Source organism: Rothia sp. 11254D007BW, assembly GCF_053548195.1.
On the sequence record NZ_JBPWPK010000001.1, the window covers coordinates 84,005 to 108,094 of the forward strand.

At 61.1% G+C, this 24,090-nt stretch carries 21 protein-coding genes; 15 read left to right on the plus strand and 6 right to left on the minus strand.

All coding sequences use genetic code 11. The features are described 5' to 3' along the window. The first annotated feature begins 1 nt into the window (after position 1). A complete protein-coding gene (locus ACEE43_RS00410) occupies positions 2 to 925 on the plus strand; it encodes an ADP-dependent NAD(P)H-hydrate dehydratase (RefSeq protein WP_449107467.1) in 924 nt (307 codons plus the stop codon). Between the two features lie 55 nt (positions 926 to 980). On the opposite strand, the gene ACEE43_RS00415 is transcribed toward ACEE43_RS00410, so the two are convergent. The 3 genes from ACEE43_RS00415 to ACEE43_RS00425 all read right to left on the minus strand — a co-directional run bounded on the left by ACEE43_RS00415 (position 981) and on the right by ACEE43_RS00425 (position 4,621). Beyond that, entirely contained in the window at positions 981 to 2,453 is a 1,473-nt protein-coding gene (locus ACEE43_RS00415) for a sugar transferase (protein WP_449107468.1), read from the minus strand. 176 nt (positions 2,454 to 2,629) lie between these two features. Beyond that, a complete protein-coding gene (locus tag ACEE43_RS00420; protein ID WP_449107469.1) occupies positions 2,630 to 3,406 on the minus strand; it encodes a phosphatase in 777 nt (258 codons plus the stop codon). A gap of 9 nt (positions 3,407 to 3,415) precedes the next feature. Next, positions 3,416 to 4,621: a glycosyltransferase gene (locus ACEE43_RS00425; RefSeq protein WP_449107470.1), complete on the minus strand. Its 1,206-nt coding sequence runs from the start codon at positions 4,619 to 4,621 to the stop codon at positions 3,416 to 3,418. Positions 4,622 to 4,737: 116 nt separating this feature from the next. On the opposite strand from ACEE43_RS00425, the gene alr reads away from it, so the two are divergent. From alr to tsaD, 5 genes are all read left to right on the plus strand, one after another. Then, positions 4,738 to 5,997 carry an alanine racemase gene (gene alr, locus ACEE43_RS00430; RefSeq protein ID WP_449107471.1) on the plus strand — a complete coding sequence of 420 codons (1,260 nt, stop codon included), beginning with the start codon at positions 4,738 to 4,740 and terminating at the stop codon, positions 5,995 to 5,997. 3 nt (positions 5,998 to 6,000) lie between these two features. Then, positions 6,001 to 6,594: a tRNA (adenosine(37)-N6)-threonylcarbamoyltransferase complex ATPase subunit type 1 TsaE gene (gene tsaE, locus ACEE43_RS00435; protein ID WP_449107472.1), complete on the plus strand. Its 594-nt coding sequence runs from the start codon at positions 6,001 to 6,003 to the stop codon at positions 6,592 to 6,594. A 91-nt stretch (positions 6,595 to 6,685) separates the two neighbouring features. Further along, positions 6,686 to 7,363 (plus strand): tRNA (adenosine(37)-N6)-threonylcarbamoyltransferase complex dimerization subunit type 1 TsaB, encoded by a 678-nt coding sequence (tsaB, locus tag ACEE43_RS00440; protein WP_449107473.1) that lies wholly within the window; start codon positions 6,686 to 6,688, stop codon positions 7,361 to 7,363. Further along, positions 7,363 to 7,863, plus strand: a complete 501-nt coding sequence (gene rimI, locus ACEE43_RS00445; RefSeq protein ID WP_449107474.1) for a ribosomal protein S18-alanine N-acetyltransferase — start codon at positions 7,363 to 7,365, stop codon at positions 7,861 to 7,863. The genes tsaB and rimI overlap by 1 nt, the downstream gene beginning before the upstream one ends. 16 nt (positions 7,864 to 7,879) lie before the next feature. After that, entirely contained in the window at positions 7,880 to 8,986 is a 1,107-nt protein-coding gene (tsaD, locus tag ACEE43_RS00450) for a tRNA (adenosine(37)-N6)-threonylcarbamoyltransferase complex transferase subunit TsaD (RefSeq protein ID WP_449107475.1), read from the plus strand. Between the two features lie 31 nt (positions 8,987 to 9,017). Here the strand turns inward: tsaD and ACEE43_RS00455 are convergent, their stop codons facing one another. The 3 genes from ACEE43_RS00455 to ACEE43_RS00465 form a co-directional block, all read right to left on the minus strand. Beyond that, positions 9,018 to 10,160 carry a glutamate--cysteine ligase gene (locus ACEE43_RS00455; protein ID WP_449107476.1) on the minus strand — a complete coding sequence of 381 codons (1,143 nt, stop codon included), beginning with the start codon at positions 10,158 to 10,160 and terminating at the stop codon, positions 9,018 to 9,020. A 110-nt stretch (positions 10,161 to 10,270) separates the two neighbouring features. Beyond that, entirely contained in the window at positions 10,271 to 11,551 is a 1,281-nt protein-coding gene (locus ACEE43_RS00460; protein ID WP_449107477.1) for a class I SAM-dependent methyltransferase, read from the minus strand. Positions 11,552 to 11,717: 166 nt separating this feature from the next. Beyond that, positions 11,718 to 12,554: an MFS transporter gene (locus tag ACEE43_RS00465; protein WP_449107478.1), complete on the minus strand. Its 837-nt coding sequence runs from the start codon at positions 12,552 to 12,554 to the stop codon at positions 11,718 to 11,720. A gap of 264 nt (positions 12,555 to 12,818) precedes the next feature. On the opposite strand from ACEE43_RS00465, the gene groES reads away from it, so the two are divergent. The 9 genes from groES to ACEE43_RS00510 all read left to right on the plus strand — a co-directional run bounded on the left by groES (position 12,819) and on the right by ACEE43_RS00510 (position 24,090). Further along, the gene (groES, locus tag ACEE43_RS00470; RefSeq protein WP_135013045.1) at positions 12,819 to 13,106 is read left to right on the plus strand and encodes a co-chaperone GroES; all 288 of its coding nucleotides are present in this window, start codon (positions 12,819 to 12,821) and stop codon (positions 13,104 to 13,106) included. A 55-nt stretch (positions 13,107 to 13,161) separates the two neighbouring features. After that, on the plus strand, positions 13,162 to 14,757 hold the full coding sequence (gene groL / locus ACEE43_RS00475; RefSeq protein ID WP_237186019.1) for a chaperonin GroEL: 1,596 nt from the start codon (positions 13,162 to 13,164) through the stop codon (positions 14,755 to 14,757). Between the two features lie 213 nt (positions 14,758 to 14,970). Then, a complete protein-coding gene (locus ACEE43_RS00480) occupies positions 14,971 to 17,136 on the plus strand; it encodes an acyltransferase family protein (protein WP_449107479.1) in 2,166 nt (721 codons plus the stop codon). Between the two features lie 174 nt (positions 17,137 to 17,310). Further along, a complete protein-coding gene (gene guaB, locus ACEE43_RS00485) occupies positions 17,311 to 18,828 on the plus strand; it encodes an IMP dehydrogenase (RefSeq protein WP_237199177.1) in 1,518 nt (505 codons plus the stop codon). Between the two features lie 111 nt (positions 18,829 to 18,939). Beyond that, positions 18,940 to 20,067 carry a GuaB3 family IMP dehydrogenase-related protein gene (locus ACEE43_RS00490; protein ID WP_449107480.1) on the plus strand — a complete coding sequence of 376 codons (1,128 nt, stop codon included), beginning with the start codon at positions 18,940 to 18,942 and terminating at the stop codon, positions 20,065 to 20,067. 88 nt (positions 20,068 to 20,155) lie between these two features. Beyond that, a complete protein-coding gene (locus ACEE43_RS00495; RefSeq protein ID WP_449107481.1) occupies positions 20,156 to 21,103 on the plus strand; it encodes an SURF1 family cytochrome oxidase biogenesis protein in 948 nt (315 codons plus the stop codon). A 71-nt stretch (positions 21,104 to 21,174) separates the two neighbouring features. Continuing rightward, positions 21,175 to 21,726: a DUF3817 domain-containing protein gene (locus tag ACEE43_RS00500; RefSeq protein ID WP_237222611.1), complete on the plus strand. Its 552-nt coding sequence runs from the start codon at positions 21,175 to 21,177 to the stop codon at positions 21,724 to 21,726. A 72-nt stretch (positions 21,727 to 21,798) separates the two neighbouring features. After that, positions 21,799 to 23,391 carry a glutamine-hydrolyzing GMP synthase gene (gene guaA, locus ACEE43_RS00505; RefSeq protein WP_237210308.1) on the plus strand — a complete coding sequence of 531 codons (1,593 nt, stop codon included), beginning with the start codon at positions 21,799 to 21,801 and terminating at the stop codon, positions 23,389 to 23,391. A gap of 498 nt (positions 23,392 to 23,889) precedes the next feature. Further along, positions 23,890 to 24,090, plus strand: a complete 201-nt coding sequence (locus ACEE43_RS00510; RefSeq protein ID WP_449122290.1) for a hypothetical protein — start codon at positions 23,890 to 23,892, stop codon at positions 24,088 to 24,090.

The following is a 24,090-nucleotide window of genomic DNA, read 5'->3' on the forward strand; positions in this document are numbered from 1 at the left end:
AGTGGTTAGCGCCAAAGAATTGACCCACGGGGACGTCGAACAATATGTCACTTGCCCTACTTCTTCCTCCCATAAGTACACCCGCGGGGTGTTAGGCCTGCTGACCGGGAGCGATACCTACCCGGGTGCTGCCCTCATGTCTGCCCGGGCTGCCGTCAATACCGGGGTCGGCATGGTGCGGTTTGCTGGAACGTCCTCCCTGAACTTCCAGGTACAGCTGGCCGTGCCTGAAGCTGTATGCAGCGTGGGCGAAGCCGAGAAACTACACATAGATGCCTGGGCTCTTGGCTCAGGTATCGCCGGAGAATCACGAGAAGCTGAAGCCCTGGCCGTCCTTGCAGGAGGGCAGCCGGCTGTTATTGACGCAGGGGCAGTATCCCTAGCTGCCCGGCTGGTAGCTGATGGGCTAGAGCTGGCGTCACACCATATTCTGACACCCCACGCCGGCGAGCTGGTTGATGCCCTGACCTGGCTTCTGGCTCTGGCGCCATCCGCGCTCTATGCCGTGGACCCCGAGCTCACCGAGCCACCCAGCCGGGAGCAGGTCGAAGCTGACCCGTACCGCTTTGCCCGCCTACTGGCTCAGGCAACGCGGGCAACCGTTCTGCTTAAGGGCGGTGTGACCATCTTAGCCGCACCCACCGGTGAGCTCTTTCAGATAACCAGCGAGAACCACTGGCTGGCCACCGCCGGTAGCGGGGATACTCTCACCGGTATTCTGGGAGCTCTTCTTGCCCGCTATCAGGCAGAAGAATCCAAGCCCGGTGCCCTCTCAACTGACTACGTCAGGCTAGCGGGCGCCGCCATTCAGATACATCAGTTAGCAGCAGACCTGGTGCACGGAGCAGGGATTTCTGGCCCCATGCCACCAACCCTGGTAGCCCAGAATATTCCCGAGGCCGTAGCCATATTTCTTGAGAAGTAGACCTATAACAAAGGCCGGTTACCCTGACGGTAACCGGCCTTCTTGCATACGAGTCCTAGTAGGCGCCATCCTTAGCGAAGACCGCGCGGACGGTGCGGAAAAGAATGACGATATCGCTCATCACCGACCAGTTCTCAACGTAGTAGAGGTCTAGGCGAATAGACTCTTCCCACGAGAGATTGGAACGGCCAGAGACCTGCCAGAGACCGGTAATGCCAGGCTTGACTAGAAGGCGGCGGTAGGCGTCCTCTTCGTACTGCTCAACCTCAGAAGGCAGCGGGGGGCGGGGCCCCACGAGCGACATATCGCCGACAAAGACGTTCCAGAGCTGAGGAAGCTCATCGATGGAGTACTTGCGGATGAACTTACCGATCTTAGTGATACGGGGGTCGTCTGCCATCTTAAAGAGCACCCCATTACCCTCGTTCTTATCCATAAGTTCCTTTTTGAGCTCTTCTGCGTTGGTCACCATGGAGCGGAACTTAATCATGTGGAAGGGAGCGCCGCGGTAGCCGACGCGTTCCTGCAGGAAGAAGATGGGGCCCCCGTCCTTTTTGACCAGCAGGGCAACCGGAATCAGCAGGGGGGCCAGGAAAATCAGGCCAAGGCCCGATGCTACAACGTCGATAGCTCGCTTCATCACAGCCTGCATGCCTTCGATGCGCGGGGTGTGGACGTGAATGAGGGGCACACCGTTCAGCGGCTGGGTATGGATGCGGGGGCCGGCAATATCGGTCATGGCGGGAGCCATGATCAGGGCAACGTGGGCGGCAGCTAAGGCCCAACCCAGGCGACGCAGTTCTGTGGGGTTGAGGCCGTGGCCGGTGGAGACAGCTACCGCGTGAATATTGTTCTCACGGACTACCTTGAGGACCTCGGCTGCATCGGGCGAGTAGCCCAGGGTCGGGATAGCCCCCTCGACGAGCTGGGTGCCGGGACGAGAGCGGGGCAGGTAGGCTGCTACCGGAGAGAGGCCTGAGGTGCGGGCCCCCTGGAGGGTCTTGTAGAGGTGCTCGCCCGAGGCTGAGTCACCGATAATCATGACGCGGGAAAGCGCGCGCCCCTTATACCGCCAGTGAACGAGCCAGCGGCGGACGCCCCAGCGGGCACAGAGTAGGAGCACAATGCCGATGGGGTAGGCCAGCATGACGTAGGTGCGGGCAAAATCGATCTTGGTCAGGTAGGAGAAGATTGCGATAACCGCGAAGAAATAGGTCGTTGCTTTGGTTACCAAGCGGTACTCATCGACACCATGCCCCAGATAGCGAATATTGCGGCTATTAGCAATCGAGAGTGCAAAGAGCCAAATAAGACCAAAGGCTACACCTGTTCCCACGTATCCTAAAGGCAGGTTGGTGCGTCCCATGACTTCTGAGTTTTGAAAGCCGAAGCTAGCAATATGAGCCAGGGTGATAGCGAGTGTAATAGCCAAAGTGTCGGCTAGGTAGAGAGCAACCCTAATTTTGGGGTGCCAGGTGCGGCGGTTGCGCGTTTCTGCCCACCGCTCCTCAATGTACTGTTCGTTCACTAGTGTGTATTCCCCTAAAGATGGAGTCTGCTCCGGGTGCGAGAGTGAGGTGGGCAGACCTGTACGATTAGGCTTTTAATACTACAGTGTTAGCTGGCTTAAGAGCAGGTAGATATCCTGAAATATGCTTCACACTTTCAGCTGAAAGTAACTTGTTAGTGCTGGTCAGAGTGTTCTTAGCGGGTAAGTCCAGCTTCATGCAGGATAAAATCGATCACCGGTTCGTAGAGGTGCGGGGTGACGTTATCGTCCATGGGCACCGCAACGAGTATCTGTCCCTGTTCGGCGGAGACAAAAAGCCCGGGGTCGTTGCAGTCAGCGATACCGATGGTCGGAATCCCAGCGGAGGCCGCATAGCCGGCAAGCCCGTGGTCGGCGATGACAAGACCGGGAGTACTTCCCCGTTCTTGAAGCTGGGCGAGCGCTAGCTGCATAGGGCCGGGGAAGTGAGTGTGCTGCAGGTTGCCGTACTGCTCGAACATAATGACGTCAAAGATTTGGCGGATATCGCCGTCAAGAAAACGGTCGCCCTCATCGATGGTCAGGACGGTCGTGCCGTGGGCTTTAGCTGCTGCTGCAAGGCGGGCGTAGATAGGGAAGAGGCCGGCGGGGTGGCCGGTTGCAAAGAGCAGACTTTTGCCTGCACGAACAGCATCACCGAAGATGCGGGCGTATTCGGTCAGGCCGTCGATACAGAGGTCAGCGCTGATCGTGTCTTGACCTTCTCTATGGTTGGGGTCGGCGCTGGTGCCAACCCTGCGGGCCATGAGCTCAAAGATATCGTCAACGGTCCAGTTCCTGGTCCATTTCACGCCGAATTCTAGGTGCTCATTACCTTCAACGAAGCCTTGCATATGGGCGAGATTGTTTTCACGGACTGTTGCGACATTCCCGGTGATGCGCGAAGCATTGAGATAGTCAGCGAACTCTTGGCGGGTCATTGGAAAGGTCATCCGGTTCTCCTAGAGGCGGTTGAGAGTCTGGTAGAGCTGAAGGAAGTTCTGGGCTGTAGCCTGCCAGGTAAAGCTGCGAGCGCGCTCGGCCCCGGCGGTACCCAGTGCATGTCGAAGGTGCGGGTCTCTCACAAGCTGCTCGATGGCGTCCGCCCAGGCGGCGGGCGTCCGCTGGGCTACTAGCAGACCGGTGACGCCGTCAGCTACTGCTTCCCTGAGCCCGTCCACCTTGCTAGCGAGTACCGGGGTGCCGCAGGCAGAGGCCTCCAGGGCAACCAGGCCAAAGGTTTCTGAGGATGAAGGGCAGGCTACGATGTCGGCCTTTCGGAAAGCCTGGGCGAGGTCGGGGGTGGGCATCGAGGGAAGTAGGCGGACGCGGTCGCCTAGTCCCAGCTCTTCTGCTCGGGTATCGAGATCCTGTTCATAGTTTGTGCCGGAGGTTCCAATGATGTCGAGGGTAATGTTCAGCTCTCGCGGAAGTAGGCCGAGGGCTTCGACCAGTAGATGAGGGCCCTTGAGGTGCTGGGGTCGGCCGGCAAAGACCAGGTGGGCTGCGCCGTCCTGCCCCTCATGAAGAGGGCGGACGCCCTCGCGCGGGGAGAAAACAGAAAGGTCAACGCCGGGGGCTACCGTCACCAGTTGGGATTCTTGTGCCCCGTAGAAGTCGCGCATCTGGGCTGCCTCATACTCCGTATTGACCACTAGAGCGGCGGCCCTACGGACCAGCGCCTGCTCACCACGCAAACGTACCTCGGGCTCTGGACGCTCGCCCTCACCCAGCCGGGCATTTTTGGCAGCTGCGGTGGTGTGCATCGTATGAACGAGTGGTACCTGCGGGTAGGCTGCAAGGGCCGCCAGGCCCGAGAGCCAGTAGTGGCTGTGAACCACCTGGGGTGGTCGCGACGCTATAGCCCGAACAGCCATAGCAAACCCCGGAACCAGCTCAGGTAGATCTTCCTTACGGGCTCCCTCAGCCTCAGGTAGGTAGAGAGCGGCAACGGCAGCCCGCTCGTGATACCGTACCTGCCCAGCCTGCTGGCGGTCGGTTGCCAGCGTAAAAACTTCCACTGTCAGCTGCGGGTTGACCTCAAGGAGAGCCGCCAAAGAACGCTCAATATAGACGTTCATGCCGCCAGCATCCCCTGATCCAGGTTGGGCCAGGGGTGAGGTATGCAGCGAAAAGATATGCAGGTGCAGCGGAAAAGAAAAACTCACACCTCTACTCTACCCCTGCCACATCTGCCCGCACCCCGTAGACGTCAGCGCAGGTGCGCTAACGGCAAACTCAACTAAGCTAGAGAAGAAAAGACCCTACGCCCAAGGAGGACACCGTGTCTATCGACAGCCTCTACCGCGCCCACGGCTTCGTGCCCCTTGACGCCCCCACAGACGCAGAACGCCTGGCCGTCATCGACCTGGACGCCGTCGAACATAACGTCCGGCGCATCAAAACCCTCATCGGGCAGCGCGCCCTCATCGCCGTGGTCAAAGCGGACGCCTACGGGCACGGGGCTCTCGACGTAGCCCGATCAGCGGTGGCGGCAGGAGCTGACTACCTGGGAGTTGTCCATGTCAAAGAAGCTCGTGCCCTCCGTTCTGGCGGCATCGCTGCCCCCATCATCGCCTGGCTCCATACACCCCGCACTAACTTTGCCCAGGCCCTGGAAGACCGACTTGAGCTGGGTGTCTCCAGCACCTGGGAACTGGAGGCTATCGCCGCTGCCCACCGCGCCAGCGGGCAGAAGGAACCGGTCAAGATTCACCTGAAAGTTGATACAGGCTTAGGGCGTAACGGCGTGACCATGGCAGAATTACCGGCGCTCGCCGCTGCCGCACGTCGGCTCGAAGAGGACGGGGTGCTGCAGGTGGTCGGGGTCTTCTCCCACCTGGCAGTAGCTGACGAACCAGAACGTACCGAAACAGCCGAACAGTCCCAGACCTTCGACCGGGCACTAGACCTCCTGCACTCTGCCGGCCTGCGACCGACCCTGCGCCACCTTGCTAATACTCCCGCGACCTTCAGCGCGGCGTCCGTCGGTGCTGAAGAAGGCCTGCTGCGGGACGCCGTCCGGGTTGGTCTCGGTCTCTACGGGCTGTCACCCCTGCCCGGGCAGACCCCAGCAGACCTGGGACTCAAGCCGGTCATGCACCTGCAAACCTTCATCAACGCAGTCAAGGAAGTCCCCGCAGGCCAGGGCGTCTCCTACGGCCTTAACTACGTGACCGACAAGCCCACGACCCTGGCCCTGGTGCCGGTCGGCTACGCGGACGGCGTTCCCCGAGTAGCAACCGGCGGGCCGGTTCGTATCTACCCGGCATCCGGCCCTGCCCGAACCTACCGGGCAGTGGGACGAATTGCCATGGACCAGCTGGTCGTAGACCTCGGTGAACCCGGTTTGGCTGACCCCGCGGTCGGCTTCCTGGGTGCCCCTGCCGTCCTCTTCGGAACCGGCGACAACCCGCCTGTCACCGACTGGGCAGAAGCCTCCGGAACGATTAACTACGAAATCGTCACCCGCATATCCCCGCGCGTCACCCGCATCAGCGTCGGCGGATCCTGGTACCAGCGCGACACCGAAAGCGAGCAGTAAACAGTGACCGACCGCGTCCTTGACCTCGAAATCACCGGCCCCGAGCACACCCGCGCCATCGCCCTGGCCCTAGCGCCCCTCCTCACCGCGGGCGACGTCCTGATTCTCACCGGCGAACTGGGAGCCGGCAAAACCACCTTCACCCGCTCCCTCGGCGAAGGACTCGGCGTGCGTGAGGGCGTCATCTCACCCACCTTCGTCCTCTCCCGAGTCCACCCCAATCTACCCGACGGCCCCCGCCCCGGCGGGCCTGACCTCGTGCACGTTGACGCCTACCGACTCGCCAGCTCAGAAGAACTCGACGACCTCGACCTGGAATACTCCCTCGACCGGTCCGTCACCGTCATCGAATGGGGCCGCGACAAAGCCGAACACCTCTCAGAATCTATTCTCGATCTGGAATTTACCCGGGTGACAGGCGCAGACCTGGCCGAGACCGACCCCTACGCCCTCTACGCCCCGAGAAGCTGGGAAGAAGACGATGAGGACGACGGAGCCCCCGAACCGCGCCGCCTCCGCCTCATCGGAAGCGGGCCCCGTTGGGAAAATGTTTGGGATGAATTAGCGGAACATCTGACTCGTGTAGGGGGAGCATAGGGGTCTTTGGAAGCTCCGCGGGCTAGCAGCGAGCGCGAGCCCGGGATGCCGAGTATCAAGCCTTTGAGCCTAAACACGCTAGACTGGTGGGGTGCTTATTCTTGCTCTTGATTCATCCGCTATTGCTTCTGTCGCCCTGGGGCGCCTGGACGGGCTGACCCTGACCCTGCTCGCTTCACGGTCAACCGAAGACACCCGCTCTCACGCCGAAGTGATGGCTCCCTTCGTCACCGAGGTATTGGCTGAAGCCGGAGTAACGGGCCAAGACATTGACGCTGTAATAACAGGTACCGGTCCTGGGCCCTTTACCGGCCTACGCGCCGGCATCGTCACCGCCCGTTCCCTGGCCTTTGCCTGGAACAAGCCCCTCTACGGAATCATGAGTCTTACCGCCCTCGCAGAACGCGCGGAAGGTGCCGCGCGGGCGTCCGGTCATACCCGTTTTCTTGTCGCCTCAGATGCCCGCCGCAAGGAAATATACTCGGCTGTCTATGAACTAACCGAGAGCGGCTACCAGATGGAGAGCGGCCCCACCGTCGGCCCGGCCAGCGAGGTTCCCGACCTGCCAGCCTACGGTTTTGGCACCTCCCTTTACCCGGAGTCCCTGGATGCCCAGCCCGGCTTTGAGCATACCCAGCCGGACGCCGCCGCCCTGCTGGCAGCCGCTGCCCGCCTGGGCCTGGCCCAGCTGAGCACCGACACCAGCGCCCTCTACCTGCGCGAATCCGATGCCAAGGTGCCCGCCGCCCGCAAGAAGGCCAGTGTCTAATGCTACTGACTGACCTCCCCACGGGTCTGGCCGACGGAGCCCAAGCCAGGGAAATGACCCTGCACGATGTCCCAGCCGTCCATACCCTAGAACTCGACCTTTTCCCGGCCGACGCCTGGCCCCTGGACATGTTCCTTGCCGAAATCACCCACGAAACCCGGGGATATGTCGTCCTGGAGATCCCTACAGAAACCGGTCCGCAGGTTATCGGCTATGCCGGACTCATGAGTGTAGCCGACACCGCCGACGTGCAAACCATCGCTGTTGCCCCCGCCTACGAGGGGCACGGCTACGGGCGGGCTCTGCTCGATTTTCTCGCCCGTGAAGCAGCCGCCCGCGGCGCTGAACAGATACTACTGGAGGTACGCGCCGACAACCCCCGGGCCCAGGATCTCTACATGAAAAACGGCTATCGGCAGATTCACGTGCGCCGCCGCTACTACAACGACGGGGTCGATGCCCTCATCATGCGCCGCGACCTCACCCAACAGACCGCCTAGCAAGGAGAAACCAGCCATGACCGCTAAAATCGAACCCCTGGTGCTGGGTATTGAGTCCTCCTGCGACGAAACCGGCATTGGCATTGTGCGGGGCTCAACCCTGCTGACCAACACCGTCTCGTCCTCTATGAACGAGCATGTGCGCTTTGGCGGGGTCATCCCTGAGATTGCTTCCCGCGCTCATCTGGACGCCATGGTCCCGGCCCTTCACGCAGCCCTGGATGAAGCCCAGGTAAGCCTGGATGATTTGGACGCTATTGCCGTAACCGCTGGCCCCGGCCTGGCAGGTGCCCTCATGGTGGGAGTCTCTGCGGCCAAGGCCCTGGCTACGGCTACCGGCAAACCCCTCTACGGCATCAACCACCTGGTTGCTCATGTGGGTGTGGGCCTGCTCGATGACTGCGGTATCGAGGGGCATACCGCTGATTTTCTGGACGGGCTGCCCAGTGAAGGAATTGGAGCCCTGCTGGTCTCCGGTGGGCATACCGAGATTCTTGCCGTGCGCGATATTACCGGGGATGTTGAGTTGCTGGGTGCAACCCTGGACGACGCCGCCGGCGAGGCCTACGACAAGGTGGCCCGCCTGCTGGGTCTGCCCTACCCGGGCGGGCCGGTGATTGACCGGGTTGCTAAGGACGGCAACGGGGCGGCTTTCGCCTTCCCCCGGGGTCTGTCGACGCGCAAGTTTATGGGCACCGCTGAGGAACCCGGCCTCCACCGCTACGACTTTTCTTTCTCGGGTCTAAAGACCGCTGTTGCCCGCGTCGTTGAGGGCTTCGAGGCTCGGGGCGAAGAGGTTCCGGTTGCTGATATCGCAGCCTCCTTCCAGGAGGCTGTGGTCGATGTGATTACCAAGAAAGCCATGCTGGCCTGCACTGAACGCGGTATCACCACCCTGTTGTTGGGTGGGGGTGTGGCCGCTAACTCCCGCCTGCGTGAGCTCACCGCCCAGCGCTGTGCCGAGCACGGGATCAAACTGGTGATTCCCCAGCTGAGCCTGTGCACCGATAACGGGGCCATGGTTGCGGCTCTGGGCGCTCGTCTGGTATCTGAGGGGCGGGCACCGTCGGGTATCGACTTCACGGCAGACTCGTCCCTGCCCGTCACTAAGATTTCGCTCTAGCCGTAGAAAGTGCGAGGGACTGGGCGGAAGGCTACAGCCCCTTGATAGCTTGCGCGGCCAGGTCGTCCACCACAGCCTGCAGGTTTCCGCCGTTTTCGGCGGCGACACGACGCTGACGCTGGTAGCCAGCCCCGGTCAGGCAGATACGTTCCACATCAGCCAGTTCGGTAGAACAGCCCAGGTCAGCAGCGATATCTTCTAGCTTGTTCAAGAGCCCCAGGGTATCTTCGGTGACCAGGCGTTCGGTGTTCTGGTTATCGAGAATGACGATGGCCTCGGTGCCGTAGCGGGCAGCCCGCCACTTGTTTTCCTGCACGTGCCAGGGCTTAAGAGGCTCAATTCGTTTGCCCGCATCGAGCTGGCGGGAGAACCACTCCACCAGGCACTGGGTAAAGGCGGTCAGGGCCGTGATGTCGCGAATAGAGGCCAGCCCGTCGTAGGCCCGCATTTCTACCGTGCCGTATTTGGGTACGGGGCGGACGTCCCACCGGTTTTCGCTGGGGTCGTCGATGACGCCGGTGACCACCAGGTCGTTAAGGTAGTCCTCGTAGTCTTCCCAGCGTTCGAAGGTGAAGGGGAGACCTGAGGTGGGTAGCTGCTGGAAAATCTGGGCTCGTTGGGAGGCAAACCCTGTGTCTTCTCCCTCCCAGAAGGGGGAGGACGCCGACAGAGCCAGTAGGTGGGGGTAGAAGTTTGTGAGTCCGTTGAGTACCGGTAGGGCTTTATCGCGAGAATCAACCCCGGTGTGTACGTGTACCCCGTAGATAATTTGGCGGCGGCCCCAGAACTGTGAGCGGTCGAGCACCCGCAGGTAGCGATCCTTATCAACGACTTTTTGGTCCAGGGCCCGGGAGAAGGGGTGGGTTCCGGCTGAGAAGAAGGCTAGGCCCAGCTGGTCGGTTACATTTTTCAGGACGCCGGTGGCCTGGGAGAGCTGGTCTGCGGCCTCCGCCGGGGTTCGGCAGATACCGGTAACGAGCTCAACGGTATTATTCAAAAATTCGCCGGTGATATGGGCCCGGTCAGGGGCTGCTTCAAGAACCTGCGGGTGCTGTTCTTTCAGTAGCGCTAGCACTTCGTCTGCGCGGGATGCCAGTTCGCGGGTTTTGGGGTCGACGAGGGCGACCTCCCATTCCACACCAATCGTGGACTGGTCTGATGGGTGAAAAATCATGCGCTGGCTCCAGGGTCTCGGTGCGGTGCTGGTTCTATCTTAGGGGCAGGGGCTAGCGCAGAAGAATCCGGCTCACTCTATGACGCCGCTGGTGAGATAGACGTAATAAACTAGGCTGGCTCAGCCCAGATAGCCAGGCGCTGGGAGGCTGCGCCCTCGCCCAACCGGGTCAGGATGAGAACGGCTTCTTTCGCGGCAGTTCCCTTTTTCTTTTTCACCCCGGCGAGTAGGGTGGCCCGGAGCTTTTCAGGAACCACATCGACTCCCCGCTTTTTGACGGTCAGGGCGGTAATGCCTTGCTCTTTGACCCAGCGGCGCAACTTTTTCTCGTTGAGGGGCATGGTACCCAGGACGCGGTAGGCCCGACCTAGCGGGCTAGGGGCGGGTGAGTCTGAGGTCAGGTAGGCGATATTCTCATCAAGCAGGGTAGCCCCGATTGATCGTGCGAAGTCTGCCACCAGATGAGACCGTACTACCGCGCCGTCGGGCTCAATCAGGTAAGCGCCCAGTTCAGTGACCTCAACCGGCTCTTCATCAGCTGACGCTGCAAGCGGTGAACTTATCTCCCCCAGTACCTGCCGGGTGGTGGCGTCCGCCCCCAGCACTGTAGCCGACCGGGCAACCCCGGGGCGGGCTAGGGCATTGAACCAGAGCACCACCTCAACCACGGACCCGCCGTGGCTGACCCACTCGGCCTCCACCCCGTTTGGAATGGCCTCGTGGGGCAGGCCCGGGCCTAGCTTGACCCCCATAGGAATACCGGTTGCCGCCAGCTTCTGCAGGAAGGAAAAGGGTGGGGAGAAAGCTTCGGGGTCAAAAAGGCGGGAGGTGGTAGAGCCACCTTCAATCTCTCGGCGGGCTGGGTCTAGCCAGAGAGCGGCGACGCGCTCGCCGCTCACGGTGGTGAGTTTTTCGAGCTCAACCTGTTCTACATTGCCCACGAGCACCTGGGCGGACGGGTAGGGGGAGAGATTGTGGGCGGTCAGGGCTGCAGTAGCGGGGTCGAGCTCAACGGACGTCACCGCTAAACCTGCGCGGGCAAAGGCGAGGGAGTCTGCCCCCAGGCCGCAGCCTAAATCAGCAACTGAGGTAAGTCCGGCCTCGATGAAGCGGGCGGCGTGGTGGTCGGCGACGGCGGCGCGGGTTGCCTGCTCATAGCCGGCCTCGGTGAAAAGCATGTGCGAGGCTTCTTCCCCGAACTTGGTAGCCCCCAGCGTGCGAAGACGGGCCTGGGTCAGCAGGGCTGATGAGTCCTCGGCGCTGATGCCCTGAGCCCGGAGCTTGGAGACCGCCTGCAGGGAGTCAGCGGGGTTGTAGGGGACGAGCTGGTCAAGGGTTGCTAGCTGGTCGGCTGAGAAAGGGTGGGCACCGGCGCGGGGGAAAAAGGTCATGTGTCCAGTTTAAAGGTTTGGGTGGGGAAGACCCGCTGGTTCAGAAAGAGGAGGGACGGGGAAAGACCCGCTGAAAGCCGACTGGCTGGGGCTGGCGTGAATCGGGCGAGCCCCCAGGGCGAGCCCGAGAGGGTCAGTCGGCGCAAGCGGGTCTCCCCCGCCCCTCTTACGTGCCTTTTCTCCCCGTAGGTAGCTTTGTGATGGGCTGGGTGGCAAGCGCCCAGACAGCTCCGCCCAGGGCGATGGCTAGGGCGATCTGGGAGTCGCTCCACCCCAGGTGTAGGCCCCAGAGGGCGGCGACGATGGGTTGGGTTACTCGGCTCATGGCGAGGGTGATGATGCCGAGGCCTGCGACCCAGACTGCGGGCCAGCGGACGGCTAGGGCGAGGTCTTCTTCGGTGCGGTTTGAGCGGGCTGTGCTGGTGGCGGTGTCGAAACGTTGGTTGAGTTTGCGGATGCGCAGGCAGAGGGTGGCTGCGACGACGAGGGCGAGGGCGAAGAGGAAGACCGTCCAGAGGGGGAGCCAGAGAAGGAGGAGGGCTGAGGCGAGGGGCCCGGCGAGGGCACCTGCTCGTTGGGCGCCGCCGAGGGCGGTCATGGCTTTGCCGCGGTCGTCCGCTGGTACCGTTTCAGCTAGTACGGATTGCCGGGCGAGCCCCCAGGCGACGGTGGCTGGCACACGGGCAACGTGGGCGAAAAAGTAGAGCCACAGAGCTCCTGCCAGGGGTAGGGCGAGGGAGAGCGCCGAGAGGGTAAGGGCGGCAGCGGCGCTGAGGGTTGCCAGTGTCATGGCGCGTTTGTCGCCTACACGGTCGATGCCTGCCCCTACCGGGACGGTGCAGATGAGGGCGAGGACGCCCGCGGCGGCTACCAGCAGGGAGGCGAGTTCGGGTGAGGCTCCTAGCCTGATAGCTGCAATGATTTGGATGGGCACGACGGCCCCGAAGCCGGCTGCGAAGAGGAAGGAGGGGACGAGTACCGGCCAGAAGATGAGTTTGAGCATGTTTGCCTTTCTGCCGGGCTTGGGGGCTTTCAACCTGTATTTTATTGCACATCAGTGGTGATGCTGGTGGTGCGCTGTCTGCGAAACCTGCGCCTTATCTTGCCCGCCGGGGGTGAGGGGAATAAAGTTTTAGTTAGCACTTGACCGCTGACAGTGCTAAAAGGCAGTCGGTAGCACCGCGACGATACCGACTTGGCTTTCTTAGCGCGTCATGGTTACCCCGTACGTTTTACGCTGAGACCTCACTTGAAGGAGTACCTCATCATGGCTATCAAGCCCCTCGAAGACCGCATTGTCGTTCAGATCGTTGAAGCAGAGCAGACCACCGCATCAGGTCTGGTCATCCCCGATACCGCTAAGGAAAAGCCCCAGGAGGCTAAGGTTATCGCTGTTGGCCCCGGCCGCATCGACGACAAGGGCAACCGCATCCCCGTTGACGTAGCTGAAGGCGATGTCGTTATCTTCTCCAAGTACGGTGGCACCGAGGTTAAGTACGGTGGCGCTGAGTACCTGATTCTGTCAGCCCGCGACGTACTGGCTGTCGTTTCCTAAGTTTTCGCTGTTTCTACCGAATACAACACGAAACACGAGAAAGAAGTAAGGATTCATGGCAAAACAGCTTGAATTCAATGATGATGCGCGTAAGCACCTGCAGGCAGGCGTTGATAAGCTTGCTAACGCTGTCAAGGTGACCCTGGGCCCCCGCGGCCGTAATGTGGTGCTTGATAAGCAGTGGGGCGCACCCATCATTACCAACGACGGTGTATCTATTGCCCGCGAGATTGAACTGGAAAACCCCTACGAAAACCTGGGTGCCCAGCTTGCTAAGGAAGTAGCTACCAAGACTAACGATGTTGCTGGCGACGGTACCACCACCGCAACCGTCCTGGCCCAGGCTCTGGTTTCTGAGGGCCTGCGCAATGTCACCTCGGGTGCTGCCCCCGGTGAGGTTAAGCGCGGCATCGAGACCGCCACCAAGCTGGTCTCAGAGCGCCTGCTGGCTAACGCCCGCGAGGTAACCGGCGAAGAAGTTGCCCACGTAGCAGCTATTTCTGCCCAGTCACCCCAGATCGGTGAACTGCTCTCTGAAGCCTTCAGCAAGGTGGGCCAGGATGGCGTCATCACCATCGAGGACGGCTCCACCACCGAGATTGAACTCGAAGTAACCGAGGGTATGCAGTTCGATAAGGGCTACCTCTCACCCTCCTTTGTCACCGACCCGGAGCGTGCTGAGGCTGTTCTCGAGAACACCGCCATTCTGCTCTACCAGGGCAAGATTTCAACCGTGGCTGAGATTATGCCCGTGCTCGAGAAGATCGTTCAGGCTAAGAAGTCCCTGACCATCATCGCTGAGGACGTGGACGGCGAAGCCCTCTCCACCCTGGTCGTTAACAAGCTGCGCGGCAACCTCGATGTTGTTGCCCTGAAGGCACCCGGTTTTGGTGACCGCCGTAAGGCAATCTTCCAGGACCTGGCTATCCTGACCGGCGGCACCGTTATTACCGGTGAACTGGGTATTTCCCTGGATGCCGTCACCCTGGATCAGCTCGGTTCAGCCCGCCGCGTGACCGTCACCAAGAACAACACCACCATCGTTGATGGTGGCGGTACTTCTGAGGCTGTTGCTGAGCGCGTTGACCAGCTCCGCGCCGAAATTGAGCGCGTGGACTCCGAGTGGGACCGCGAAAAGCTCAAGGAACGCCTGGCCAAGCTGGCCGGTGGCGTGGGCGTCATCAAGGTGGGTGCTGCTACCGAGGTTGAGGCCAAGGAACGCAAGCACCGCATCGAGGACGCCGTGTCCTCCACCCGCGCAGCACTCGAAGAGGGCATCGTCGCAGGTGGCGGTACCGCCCTGGTTCACGCTCTGGCAGCCCTGGACGGCGTTGAGCTCGAATCCCGCGATGCCCAGGTGGGTGTAGACATCGTCCGCCGCGCCCTGGTCCAGCCCCTGCGCTGGATCGCGGAGAACGCCGGCGAGGACGGCTACGTGGTTACCTCCCGTGTGGCAGATATGCCCATCGGTCACGGCTTCAACGCCGCAACCGGTGAATACGAGGACCTCATCGCCCGCGGCGTCATCGACCCCGTCAAGGTCACCCGCTCAGCCCTGGAAAACGCAGCGTCCATCGCTGCTCTGGTGCTGACGACCGAGACCCTGGTTGTCGAAAAGCCCGAGGAAAAGGACGAGGACGAAGCTAAGTAAGGCCCCTCTCTAAGGCTCCTTACCCGGAGCCCCTTTCGGGTACAGCACATCCCGCTCTTGCAGTGACTAACACCGTAAGGGCGGGATTTGCTTTTTAAAGCAAATTTCCAGCCACCGAGAGTAACATTTTTAACTTGGTGTCATCCTGCCCGTTACCCCTCAGCAACCGACGTTTTGGCACCAGACGATTGTCAGCAAAGGAGGTAGACCGCAGTGCCCCGCCCAGTAACCGAGGCCAAACCAGTCACCGGCACCATCGCAACCGTCACTCGTTCAGCAGAACGCACCTGGCGCCCCGAGATCCAGGGGCTGCGCGCACTCGCCCTCCTGCTGGTTGCCGCCTACCATTTCTGGTTTGGTCGTGTATCGGGCGGTGTCGATGTCTTCCTGTTGATTTCGGCGTTTTTGTTGACCGGCTCTTTTGCTCGCAAGATTGAGCAGGGCAAGCTGGTAGGGCCCGGCACCTGGTTCGGCCTGAAGACTCTGGTGGCCTATTGGGTTCATGTCTTTAAACGTCTCCTGCCCCTGGCGTCTATTACCGTTGTTCTGACCCTCTTGGGCACCTACTTCTTTATTCCGGCAGAGCGTTGGCTGTCGATTGCCGATGAGGCAAAGGCCGTGATTCTGTACCAGCACAACAACTGGTCGATCGAGAACGCGGTGGACTACTACGCAGCCGATACCTCCCTGGCCTCCCCCTTCCGCCATTTCTGGTCGCTATCGGTCCAGGGGCAAATCTATGTACTGTGGCCGATGCTGATGGTTGCCCTCGCCCTGGCGCTGGGTAAGCGTATGAGGGGTTCTGCCCGCTGGGCTTTAAGCGGTGCCTTTACAGCCCTCTTTGTGCTATCCCTGTCCCACTCGATTGAGGTCACCGCTGCTAACCAGCAGGCGGCCTATTTCGAAACCGAGGCCCGCCTGTGGGAGTTCGCGCTGGGCTCCTTGGTGGCTCTCTGGCTGCCCGTCCTGAAATTACCGCCGCTAGTGCGTGCGGTGCTGGGTTGGGCTGGGATTGCGGCAATTATCGCTTGCGGCTTTGTGCTGGACGTCAACGGCACCTTCCCCGGTTATGTGGCGCTGTGGCCCACCCTGGCGGCCTCGCTCGTCATTATCGCCGGAGATACAGGCACCCGGTTCGGGCCGGAAAAACTCCTCACCGCCAAACCTCTGCTGGCCCTGGGAGGTTTCTCCTACGCCCTGTACCTGGTGCACTGGCCCATTCTCGTGTTCTACCTATCCCAGACCCGCCAGGAAAAGGCAGGGTTCTGGGCTGGGCTTGGCCTGCTTCTTCTCTCGGGTGTTATCGCCTGGGCTCTGACCCAGCTGGTCGAAAAGCCCCTGCGGGACTGGGCCCTACCTAACCGGTCCATGACAGCGGGGCTAGTGACCGGTGCGCTATGCATGGGCCTTGCTTTAGGGCCCTCCTACGCCTGGCAGTCATCCATCTACCGGCAGGCCGAGCAAGCTGAAGCTAACCGCACCCTCAATAACGTGGGGGCGGCAGTGCTACAGCCCGACTACGAGTACACAGGGGAAGAAGACGCCCCCGTCATCCCCATCCGTGCCGTGCTCGATGCGGATTGGGCTGACCTGGGCACAGCCTGCACTGACGTGACCCCCGAGCTGGCCGTTCCCGATTCTCTTGCCGGGGACTGCACCTACGTCGCCTACTCACCCCAACCCAGCCGAACCATCGTGGCTTGGGGCAACTCCCACATGCAGATGTGGATGACGGCCATGCGTCCGCTCGCCCAATCCCAGGGCTGGACGGTCATCGCTCTGACCCGCCCCGGCTGCTTCCTCGGTGAAACCGACAACACCGCCTACGCTAGCGGGTTTGAGTGCGATACCTGGGCAACAGACAGCGCTGCCTTCATCCAGGAACTTGCCCCCGATACCGTCCTGCTGCACGGCACCAAGTCAGAACCCAACCTGCCCGACACCCCGCTGCTCGATGCTGAAAGCCGTATCGCGGAACTTACCGGCGTAGGCATCCAGGTTCTGGGCCTGCGCGACACTCCGCGCATGGAAACCATGCACAAGGACTGCATGGACGCCTTCGGCACGGCGGACGACTGCGTCATGAGCCCCGGCCAGGACGTCACCACCAACCCTCTCAGCTCCCTCGAAGAAACCTACCCGGGTTTTGCTGCCCTCAATCTCTCTGACCTGATTTGCCCCGAGAACTCCTGCCCGGCGTCCATCGGTAACGTTTACACCTACTTCGACTACGACCACATCACCGCAACCTACATCGAAACCCTGGGCCCCTACTTCGACCCGCGCGTGCTCGAAGCCCTAGGAAAAGCCGACGCTAGCTCGCAGGCACATGCCCAACTAGTACCTGCCGGAAGCGCCCCCTACGAGGCTGTGGAATAGAAACGGCGGGGGAGGGGTTTCACTCAGTACGAACAGGGCCGAAACCCGTGATGTGAGCAAGCGGCAGTTAGCTGCCTGGGCCCTACGCTCGCGCATCGGGGCTAACCCGACTAAGATTAAAACCAGTGTCGCTAAGCGCCCACCTGAATACCCTCGAAAGGTAGCGAACCCTTCATGACTACTCCCACTGCACTGAGCGAAGACCCCTTCGGCTTCACCGGCCTCACCTACGATGACGTGCTGCTCCTGCCCGGCAACACCGACGTCATCCCGTCAGATGCAGACACCACCACCCGCCTGACCAAGCGCATCTCCATCGCCTCACCGATTATCTCGGCAGCGATGGACACCGTGACCGAGTCAGCCCTGGCTATCGCCATGGCTCGCCTGGGCGGTATGGGCGTGATCCACCGTAACCTTTCCATCGCTGACCAGGCCGACCACGTCGACCGCGTCAAGCGCAGCGAATCGGGCATGATTACCAACCCCGTCACCGTTGGCCCCGACGCCACCATCGCCGAGCTCGATGCCCTGTGCGGCCACTACAAGGTTTCCGGCCTGCCCGTCGTAGACGATGAGAACGTACTGGTTGGCATCATTACCAACCGCGACACCCGCTACCTGCCCGAGTCCACCTTTGAGACCACCCGCGTGCGCGACATCATGACCAAGATGCCGCTCATTACCGGCCACGAGGGCATGAGCAAGGACGAAGCCTTCGCCCTGCTGGCAGAAAACAAGATTGAGAAGCTGCCCCTGATCGACAAGGACGGCAAGCTCACCGGCCTGATTACTGTCAAGGACTTTACCAAGAGCGAGCAGTACCCCCGCGCCACCAAGGACGAGGACGGCCGCCTGCGCGTTGGCGCGGCTATCGGCTTCTTTGGCGACGGCTACGAGCGCGCCATGACCCTGGTTGAGGCAGGGGTTGACGCCCTCTTCGTTGATACCGCTAACGGCCACTCCCAGGGCGTGCTCGATATGATTGCCCGCCTGAAGAAGGACCCCGCCGCAGCCCACGTTGATGTGGTGGGTGGCCAGGCTGCTACCCGCGCTGGCGCCCAGGCTATCATCGACGCCGGTGCAGATGCGGTTAAGGTTGGCGTTGGCCCCGGTTCCATCTGCACCACCCGCATTATTGCCGGTGTTGGCGTACCCCAGATTACCGCTATCAATGAGTCAGCTAAGGCTGCTATCCCCGCCGGTGTTCCCCTGATTGCGGACGGCGGTATGCAGCACTCCGGCGAAATCGGCAAGGCCCTGGTGGCGGGTGCGGATTCGGTGATGCTGGGCTCCCTGCTGGCAGGCACCGCTGAATCACCCGGCGACCTTATCTTCGTCAACGGTAAGCAGTTCAAGGCCTACCGCGGCATGGGATCCCTGGGTGCTATGCAGTCCCGCGGCGGCAAGAAGTCCTTCTCTAAGGACCGCTACTTCCAGGCCGATGTGTCCTCCGAAGAGAAGCTGATTCCCGAGGGTATCGAAGGCCAGGTTCCCTACCGCGGCCCCCTGTCCTCCGTACTGCACCAGCTGGAAGGTGGCCTGCGTCAGACCATGTTCTACGTTGGCGCCCACACCGTTGAAGAACTCAAGAACAAGGGCCAGTTCGTGCGCATTACCTCAGCAGGTCTGAAGGAATCACACCCCCACGACATCACCATGACCGTCGAGGCCCCCAACTACCGTCGCTAAACTGTAGCGGCCAGCCCCGGTTCTCTCGCCCCTGCGGTGAGGGGCCGGGGCTTCCGAACGTTACCACGCTCGTTTGCACCAACCGGCCTACCACCGGTGAAAGGAAGATCCATGACCGACATCCAGATTGGTATGTCCAAGCGCGCCCGCCGCACCTACTCACTCGATGAAATCGCCCTGGTACCTACCCGCCGTACCCGCGACGCCCATGACGTGAACCTTAGCTGGCAGATTGACGCGTTCAAGTTCGACACCCCCATCATCGGTGCCCCCATGGACTCTGTGATGTCACCGGCTACCGCCATTGCCCTGGGCAAGCTCGGTGGGCTCGGCGTCCTCAACCTTGAGGGCCTGTGGACCCGCTACGAGGATCCCCAGCCCCTGCTCGACGAAATCAACGCCCTGCCCGTTGACGATGCCCCCGCCGCCACCCGTCGCATGCAGGAAATCTACGCTGAGCCCATCAAGGCTGAGCTGATTACTGCCCGCCTGGCAGAGATCCGTGATTCGGGCGTCATTGTCGCCGGCTCACTGACCCCCCAGAACACCCAGGAGTTCTACCAGACCGTGGTCAAGGCCGGCGTTGATCTCTTCGTGATTCGTGGTGCAGCAGTCTCTGCCCAGCACGTTTCATCCCGCCGCGAGCCCCTTGACCTCAAGAAGTTCATCTACGAGCTCGACGTCCCCGTCATGGTCGGTGGCGTGACCGGCTACACCCCGGCTATGCACCTGATGCGTACCGGTGCTGCCGGTGTGCTGGTAGGTTTCGGTGGCGGTGCGGCCCTGACCACCCGCCGCGGCCTGGGCATCCAGGCTGCCATGGCCACCGCGATTTCCGACGTCGCTGCTGCGCGTTCTGACTACCTGGACGAGTCCGGTGGCCGCTACGTACACGTGATTGCGGACGGCTCCCTGGGCCGCTCAGGCGACATGGTCAAGGCACTGGCGATGGGCGCGGACGCCGTCATGATCGGCGCGCCCCTGGCCCGCGCAGCTGAAGCCCCCGGTGCCGGCTGGTACTGGGGCAACGAAGCTCACTCAGCTGACTTCCCCCGCGGCATCCGCACCTACCAGGGCACCGTAGGCTCTCTAGAAGAGGTGCTCTACGGCCCCTCAGCTCACACCGACGGTAGCGCTAACCTGGTGGGTGCCCTCAAGCGAGCACTGGCAACCTGCGGTTACACCGACCTCAAGTCCTTCCAGCGCATCGACGTCAACGTCACCCCCTACGTCAAGTAGATGACGCCCCGGCCCCGTGCACCTAACTTGCTAGGCGCGCGGGGCTGACCTGCTTTCGTCCGCCCACTTCACGCTGAAAAGAGCAAACGTGCTAAAAACCGCCCTGACCCCCCGCTGGCTCCTTGGCCTGCTCCTGGTGCTGGCGTTGGCTAGCGGTTTTGTGATGCTCAGCAAATGGCAAATTAACGCCTCCACCCTGGGGCAGGTCACCGCAGACCCGGCTAAGGATGTGGTGCGCCCCTATAGTCAGGTGCTCCAGCCCCACGACCCGCTGAGCATGACCGAGGCCGATACAGTTGTGGAAGCTACCGGCAGCTATGTGCAGGGCTCCACCTATCTGGTAGAAAACAAGCTCAAAGACGGGGCTGAAGGCTACTGGCTGGTCAGCCTCTTTGTACCCGATGACAGCCAGCAGGTCAGCACCAGCCTGGGGGAGGGGCCCCGCGGTATCGTGGTGGCCCGTGCCTGGACCCCTAGCGCTGAGATTCCCGCTGAGCCCACCGGCACCGTGACTATCGCGGGGCGGGTTGTGGGTAACGACGCCCCGCTCACCAGCAAGGACGTCAGCGAAGAGAACCGAGGGAAGGACAAGGTGCTTGCCTCCGCCAACTCCTCTTACCTGACCAACGTCTGGAACGCCGCCCTCTTCAACGGCATCTTGACCCTCGACTCCGAAAGCAGCGGGGCCACCCCGCTCACCGCCCAGGGTACCATCGCCGATACCGCAACTCTGCTCGATAGCAGCGGTACCCTTCAGCCTATCCGCGCTGAGCAGGTCACCGACGAAACCGTTGACTGGCTCAACATCTTCTACGCCCTTGAATGGCTGGTCTTTGCAGGCTTCGCCCTCTACCTCTGGTACCGCCTGCTCAAAGACTCGGTCGAAAAGACCACCGACCCCACCCTCTACTTCGAGTACGAGGGCGAATACTGGGTCGATGAGGCCACCGGCCGCCCCTACTACTGGGACCCGGCTGACCAGGCCTACTACTACTTTGATGATATTCCGGACGCCCCCGCCCCGCCCTCCCGCTAAGGGCAAGCTGCCCGCAGGCGTCCGCCCACCACCGAACAGACCACCCATACCAGCTAAGGGAGAAAACAGCTGTGAGCGAGAACCCCACCCCGCGCCCCACCCACCGCACCGATGGTAAGAAAGTTACCCTCGCCGCGGGAACTACCGAAACGAATGCCGCCGGCGGCTTTACCGTGCGCAAGAAATTCGGCGGAACCGAATCCCAGATTCGTGGGGCTCTCACCTTCTATAAGTGGTGCGCCTGGATTTCAGGTACCTTCCTGCTGCTGCTGGTTGCTGAAATGATCAGCCGCTACATCTTCGGCTACGACCTGATCGCCGGTGGCGTCGATGCCCAGACCGGTGAAACCGTGGCCCTGGGCTGGCTGAACCTCGAGACCGGCAACCTGCACGGGGGCCTGAACATCTCCACATGGATCCTGATTATTCACGGCTGGTTCTACGTCGTCTATCTCCTCTCCTGCTTCCGTCTCTGGCTGCTCATGCGCTGGGCCCTGCCCCAGATGATCGTCATGGCCCTGGGCGGTGTGGTTCCCTTCCTGTCCTTCATCGTGGAGCGCCGCATCTACGCAGAAACCCTTGCCCTGCTTGATGCGAACCCGCAGGCCACTAAACGTTACTAGGTCTAGCGCTTCCCTGCACTAGAATAGAACCCAAGGATTACCCTTCAACCCCAACCGAAAAGGTATATACCTGTGACTACCCACAACCCCATCGAGGAGCTCGAAGAGCGCCCCGTACTGGTCGTTGACTACGGCGCCCAGTACGCGCAGCTCATCGCGCGCCGCGTGCGTGAGGCTGGTGTCTACTCGGAGCTGGTTCCTCACACCATGCCCACCGAGAAGATGCTCGCCAAGAACCCGGCTGCAATTATTCTGTCTGGTGGCCCCTCATCCGTATACGAGGACGGCGCCCCCAAGGGCGACATCGCCATGTTTGAAGCGGGCGTACCCGTCTTCGGTATCTGCTACGGCTTCCAGGTCATGGCCCAGACCCTCGGCGGTACCGTCGCTAAGACCGGCCTGCGCGAATACGGCGCAACCGACGCCGTGGTCTGTGCAGAGAACTCTTCCTTCCTGACCGGTACCCCCAAGACCCAGAACGTCTGGATGAGCCACGGCGATTCTGTCTCTGAAGCCCCCGCAGGCTTCGAGGTGCTGGCCCAGACCCCCGGTGCAGCGGTTGCAGCTTTCGTCGATGAGAAGCGTAAGTTCGGTGGTGTGCAGTGGCACCCCGAGGTCAAGCACTCCGACTACGGCCAGGTTGCCCTGGAGAACTTCCTTTTCAACGTGGCTGGCCTGAAGAAGACCTGGTCTACCGGCAACATCATCGAAGAGCAGGTTGCTAAGATCCGTGAGCAGGTGGGCGATGACCAGGTCATCTGCGCTCTGTCCGGTGGCGTTGACTCATCTGTTGCCGCAGCCCTGGTTCACAAGGCTGTGGGCGATCAGCTCACCTGCTTCTTCATCGACCACGGTCTGCTGCGCGAGGGCGAACGCGAACAGGTTGAGCAGGACTACGCTTCAACCATGGGTATCAAGGTTGTGACCATCGACGAGTCAGAGCGCTTCCTGGGCGCCCTGGCCGGTATTACCGAGCCCGAAGCTAAGCGTAAGGCTATTGGCCGTGAGTTCATTCGCTCCTTTGAAGCTGCTCAGCGCAAGCTGATTGAAGAGGCCGGTGCTGAAGGTACCGACATCAAGTTCTTGGTGCAGGGTACCCTCTACCCCGATGTTGTTGAATCTGGCGGCGGCGAGGGCGCTGCGAATATTAAGTCTCACCACAATGTGGGTGGCCTGCCTGATGACCTGCAGTTTGAGCTGGTTGAGCCCCTGCGCACCCTCTTTAAGGACGAGGTTCGCGCCATTGGTCGTGAGCTGGGTGTTCCCGAGAAAATTGTTGCCCGTCAGCCTTTCCCCGGCCCCGGTCTGGGCATCCGCGTGATTGGTGAGGTCAATAAGCACAACCTGGATATCCTGCGCGCTGCCGACCTGATTGTGCGCGAGGAACTGACTGCCGCGGGCATGGATGAGGAGATCTGGCAGTGCCCCGTGGTGCTGCTGGCGGACGTCCGCTCCGTGGGCGTGCAGGGGGACGGCCGTACTTACGGTCACCCGATTGTGCTGCGCCCGGTCTCTTCTGAGGACGCGATGACTGCTGACTGGTCACGCCTGCCTTATGACCTGCTGGCGAAGATTTCTAACCGGATTACGAATGAGGTTGCTGAGGTGAACCGAGTGGTTCTGGACGTGACGTCAAAGCCTCCGGGAACGATTGAGTGGGAATAAACCGATTTTTCGCCCCCAGGCGAAATAAAAAATCGGTTTATTCGCCGAGCATAGCGTAGCGGCGAGGCGAGGAGCTTGCGAACGAAGTGAGCTCCTCGTTTCGTTATTCCGCGAGCCTGCGAGCGGAATGGCCGGCTTAGTGCGACCGCCGCTTGCGGGCCTCGTATACCTGAACAGCCCCCGTCCTTCCCCGTTGAGGGGATTGGGCGGGGGCTGTTCTGCGCGTGGGGCTGTGGTTTAGCCGCCGAAGTTGAAGACCCAGACGATGCTGAACTTGCCAGCTAGAACGCCAAGTGTGGTTTCCTGCCCTGCCTATGGAAGCATAAACAGTAAGACAACAGTAGGATTAATCATCCTTGAAGTAGGGTTTTACCTCCAAATGGAGAGTAAGTAAGAGGGCATTTGAGGTTCACAGTGTTTCATCTGTTCAAGCTTTTGTCGACGGTATGACATAGAATTTCAGTAGGAGTAACTTGTCTTTCGAAAGGTGGAAGGTTGATGGCTCAGAACATTGAGCGAGTAGTTCAGGTCGCAAAAAAGGCGTACCAGAACGAATGGCTTCGTAAGGAAGTGACTCGACTAGCAAAAGACCCGCAGGTCCAAAAATTTTTGAAGAACCTGGGAAACACGGCTGCAAATAATGTTCAGTCAGCACTGAACTCGCGACGTGGTAACGGAGACGGAACGGCTAAGAAGTAG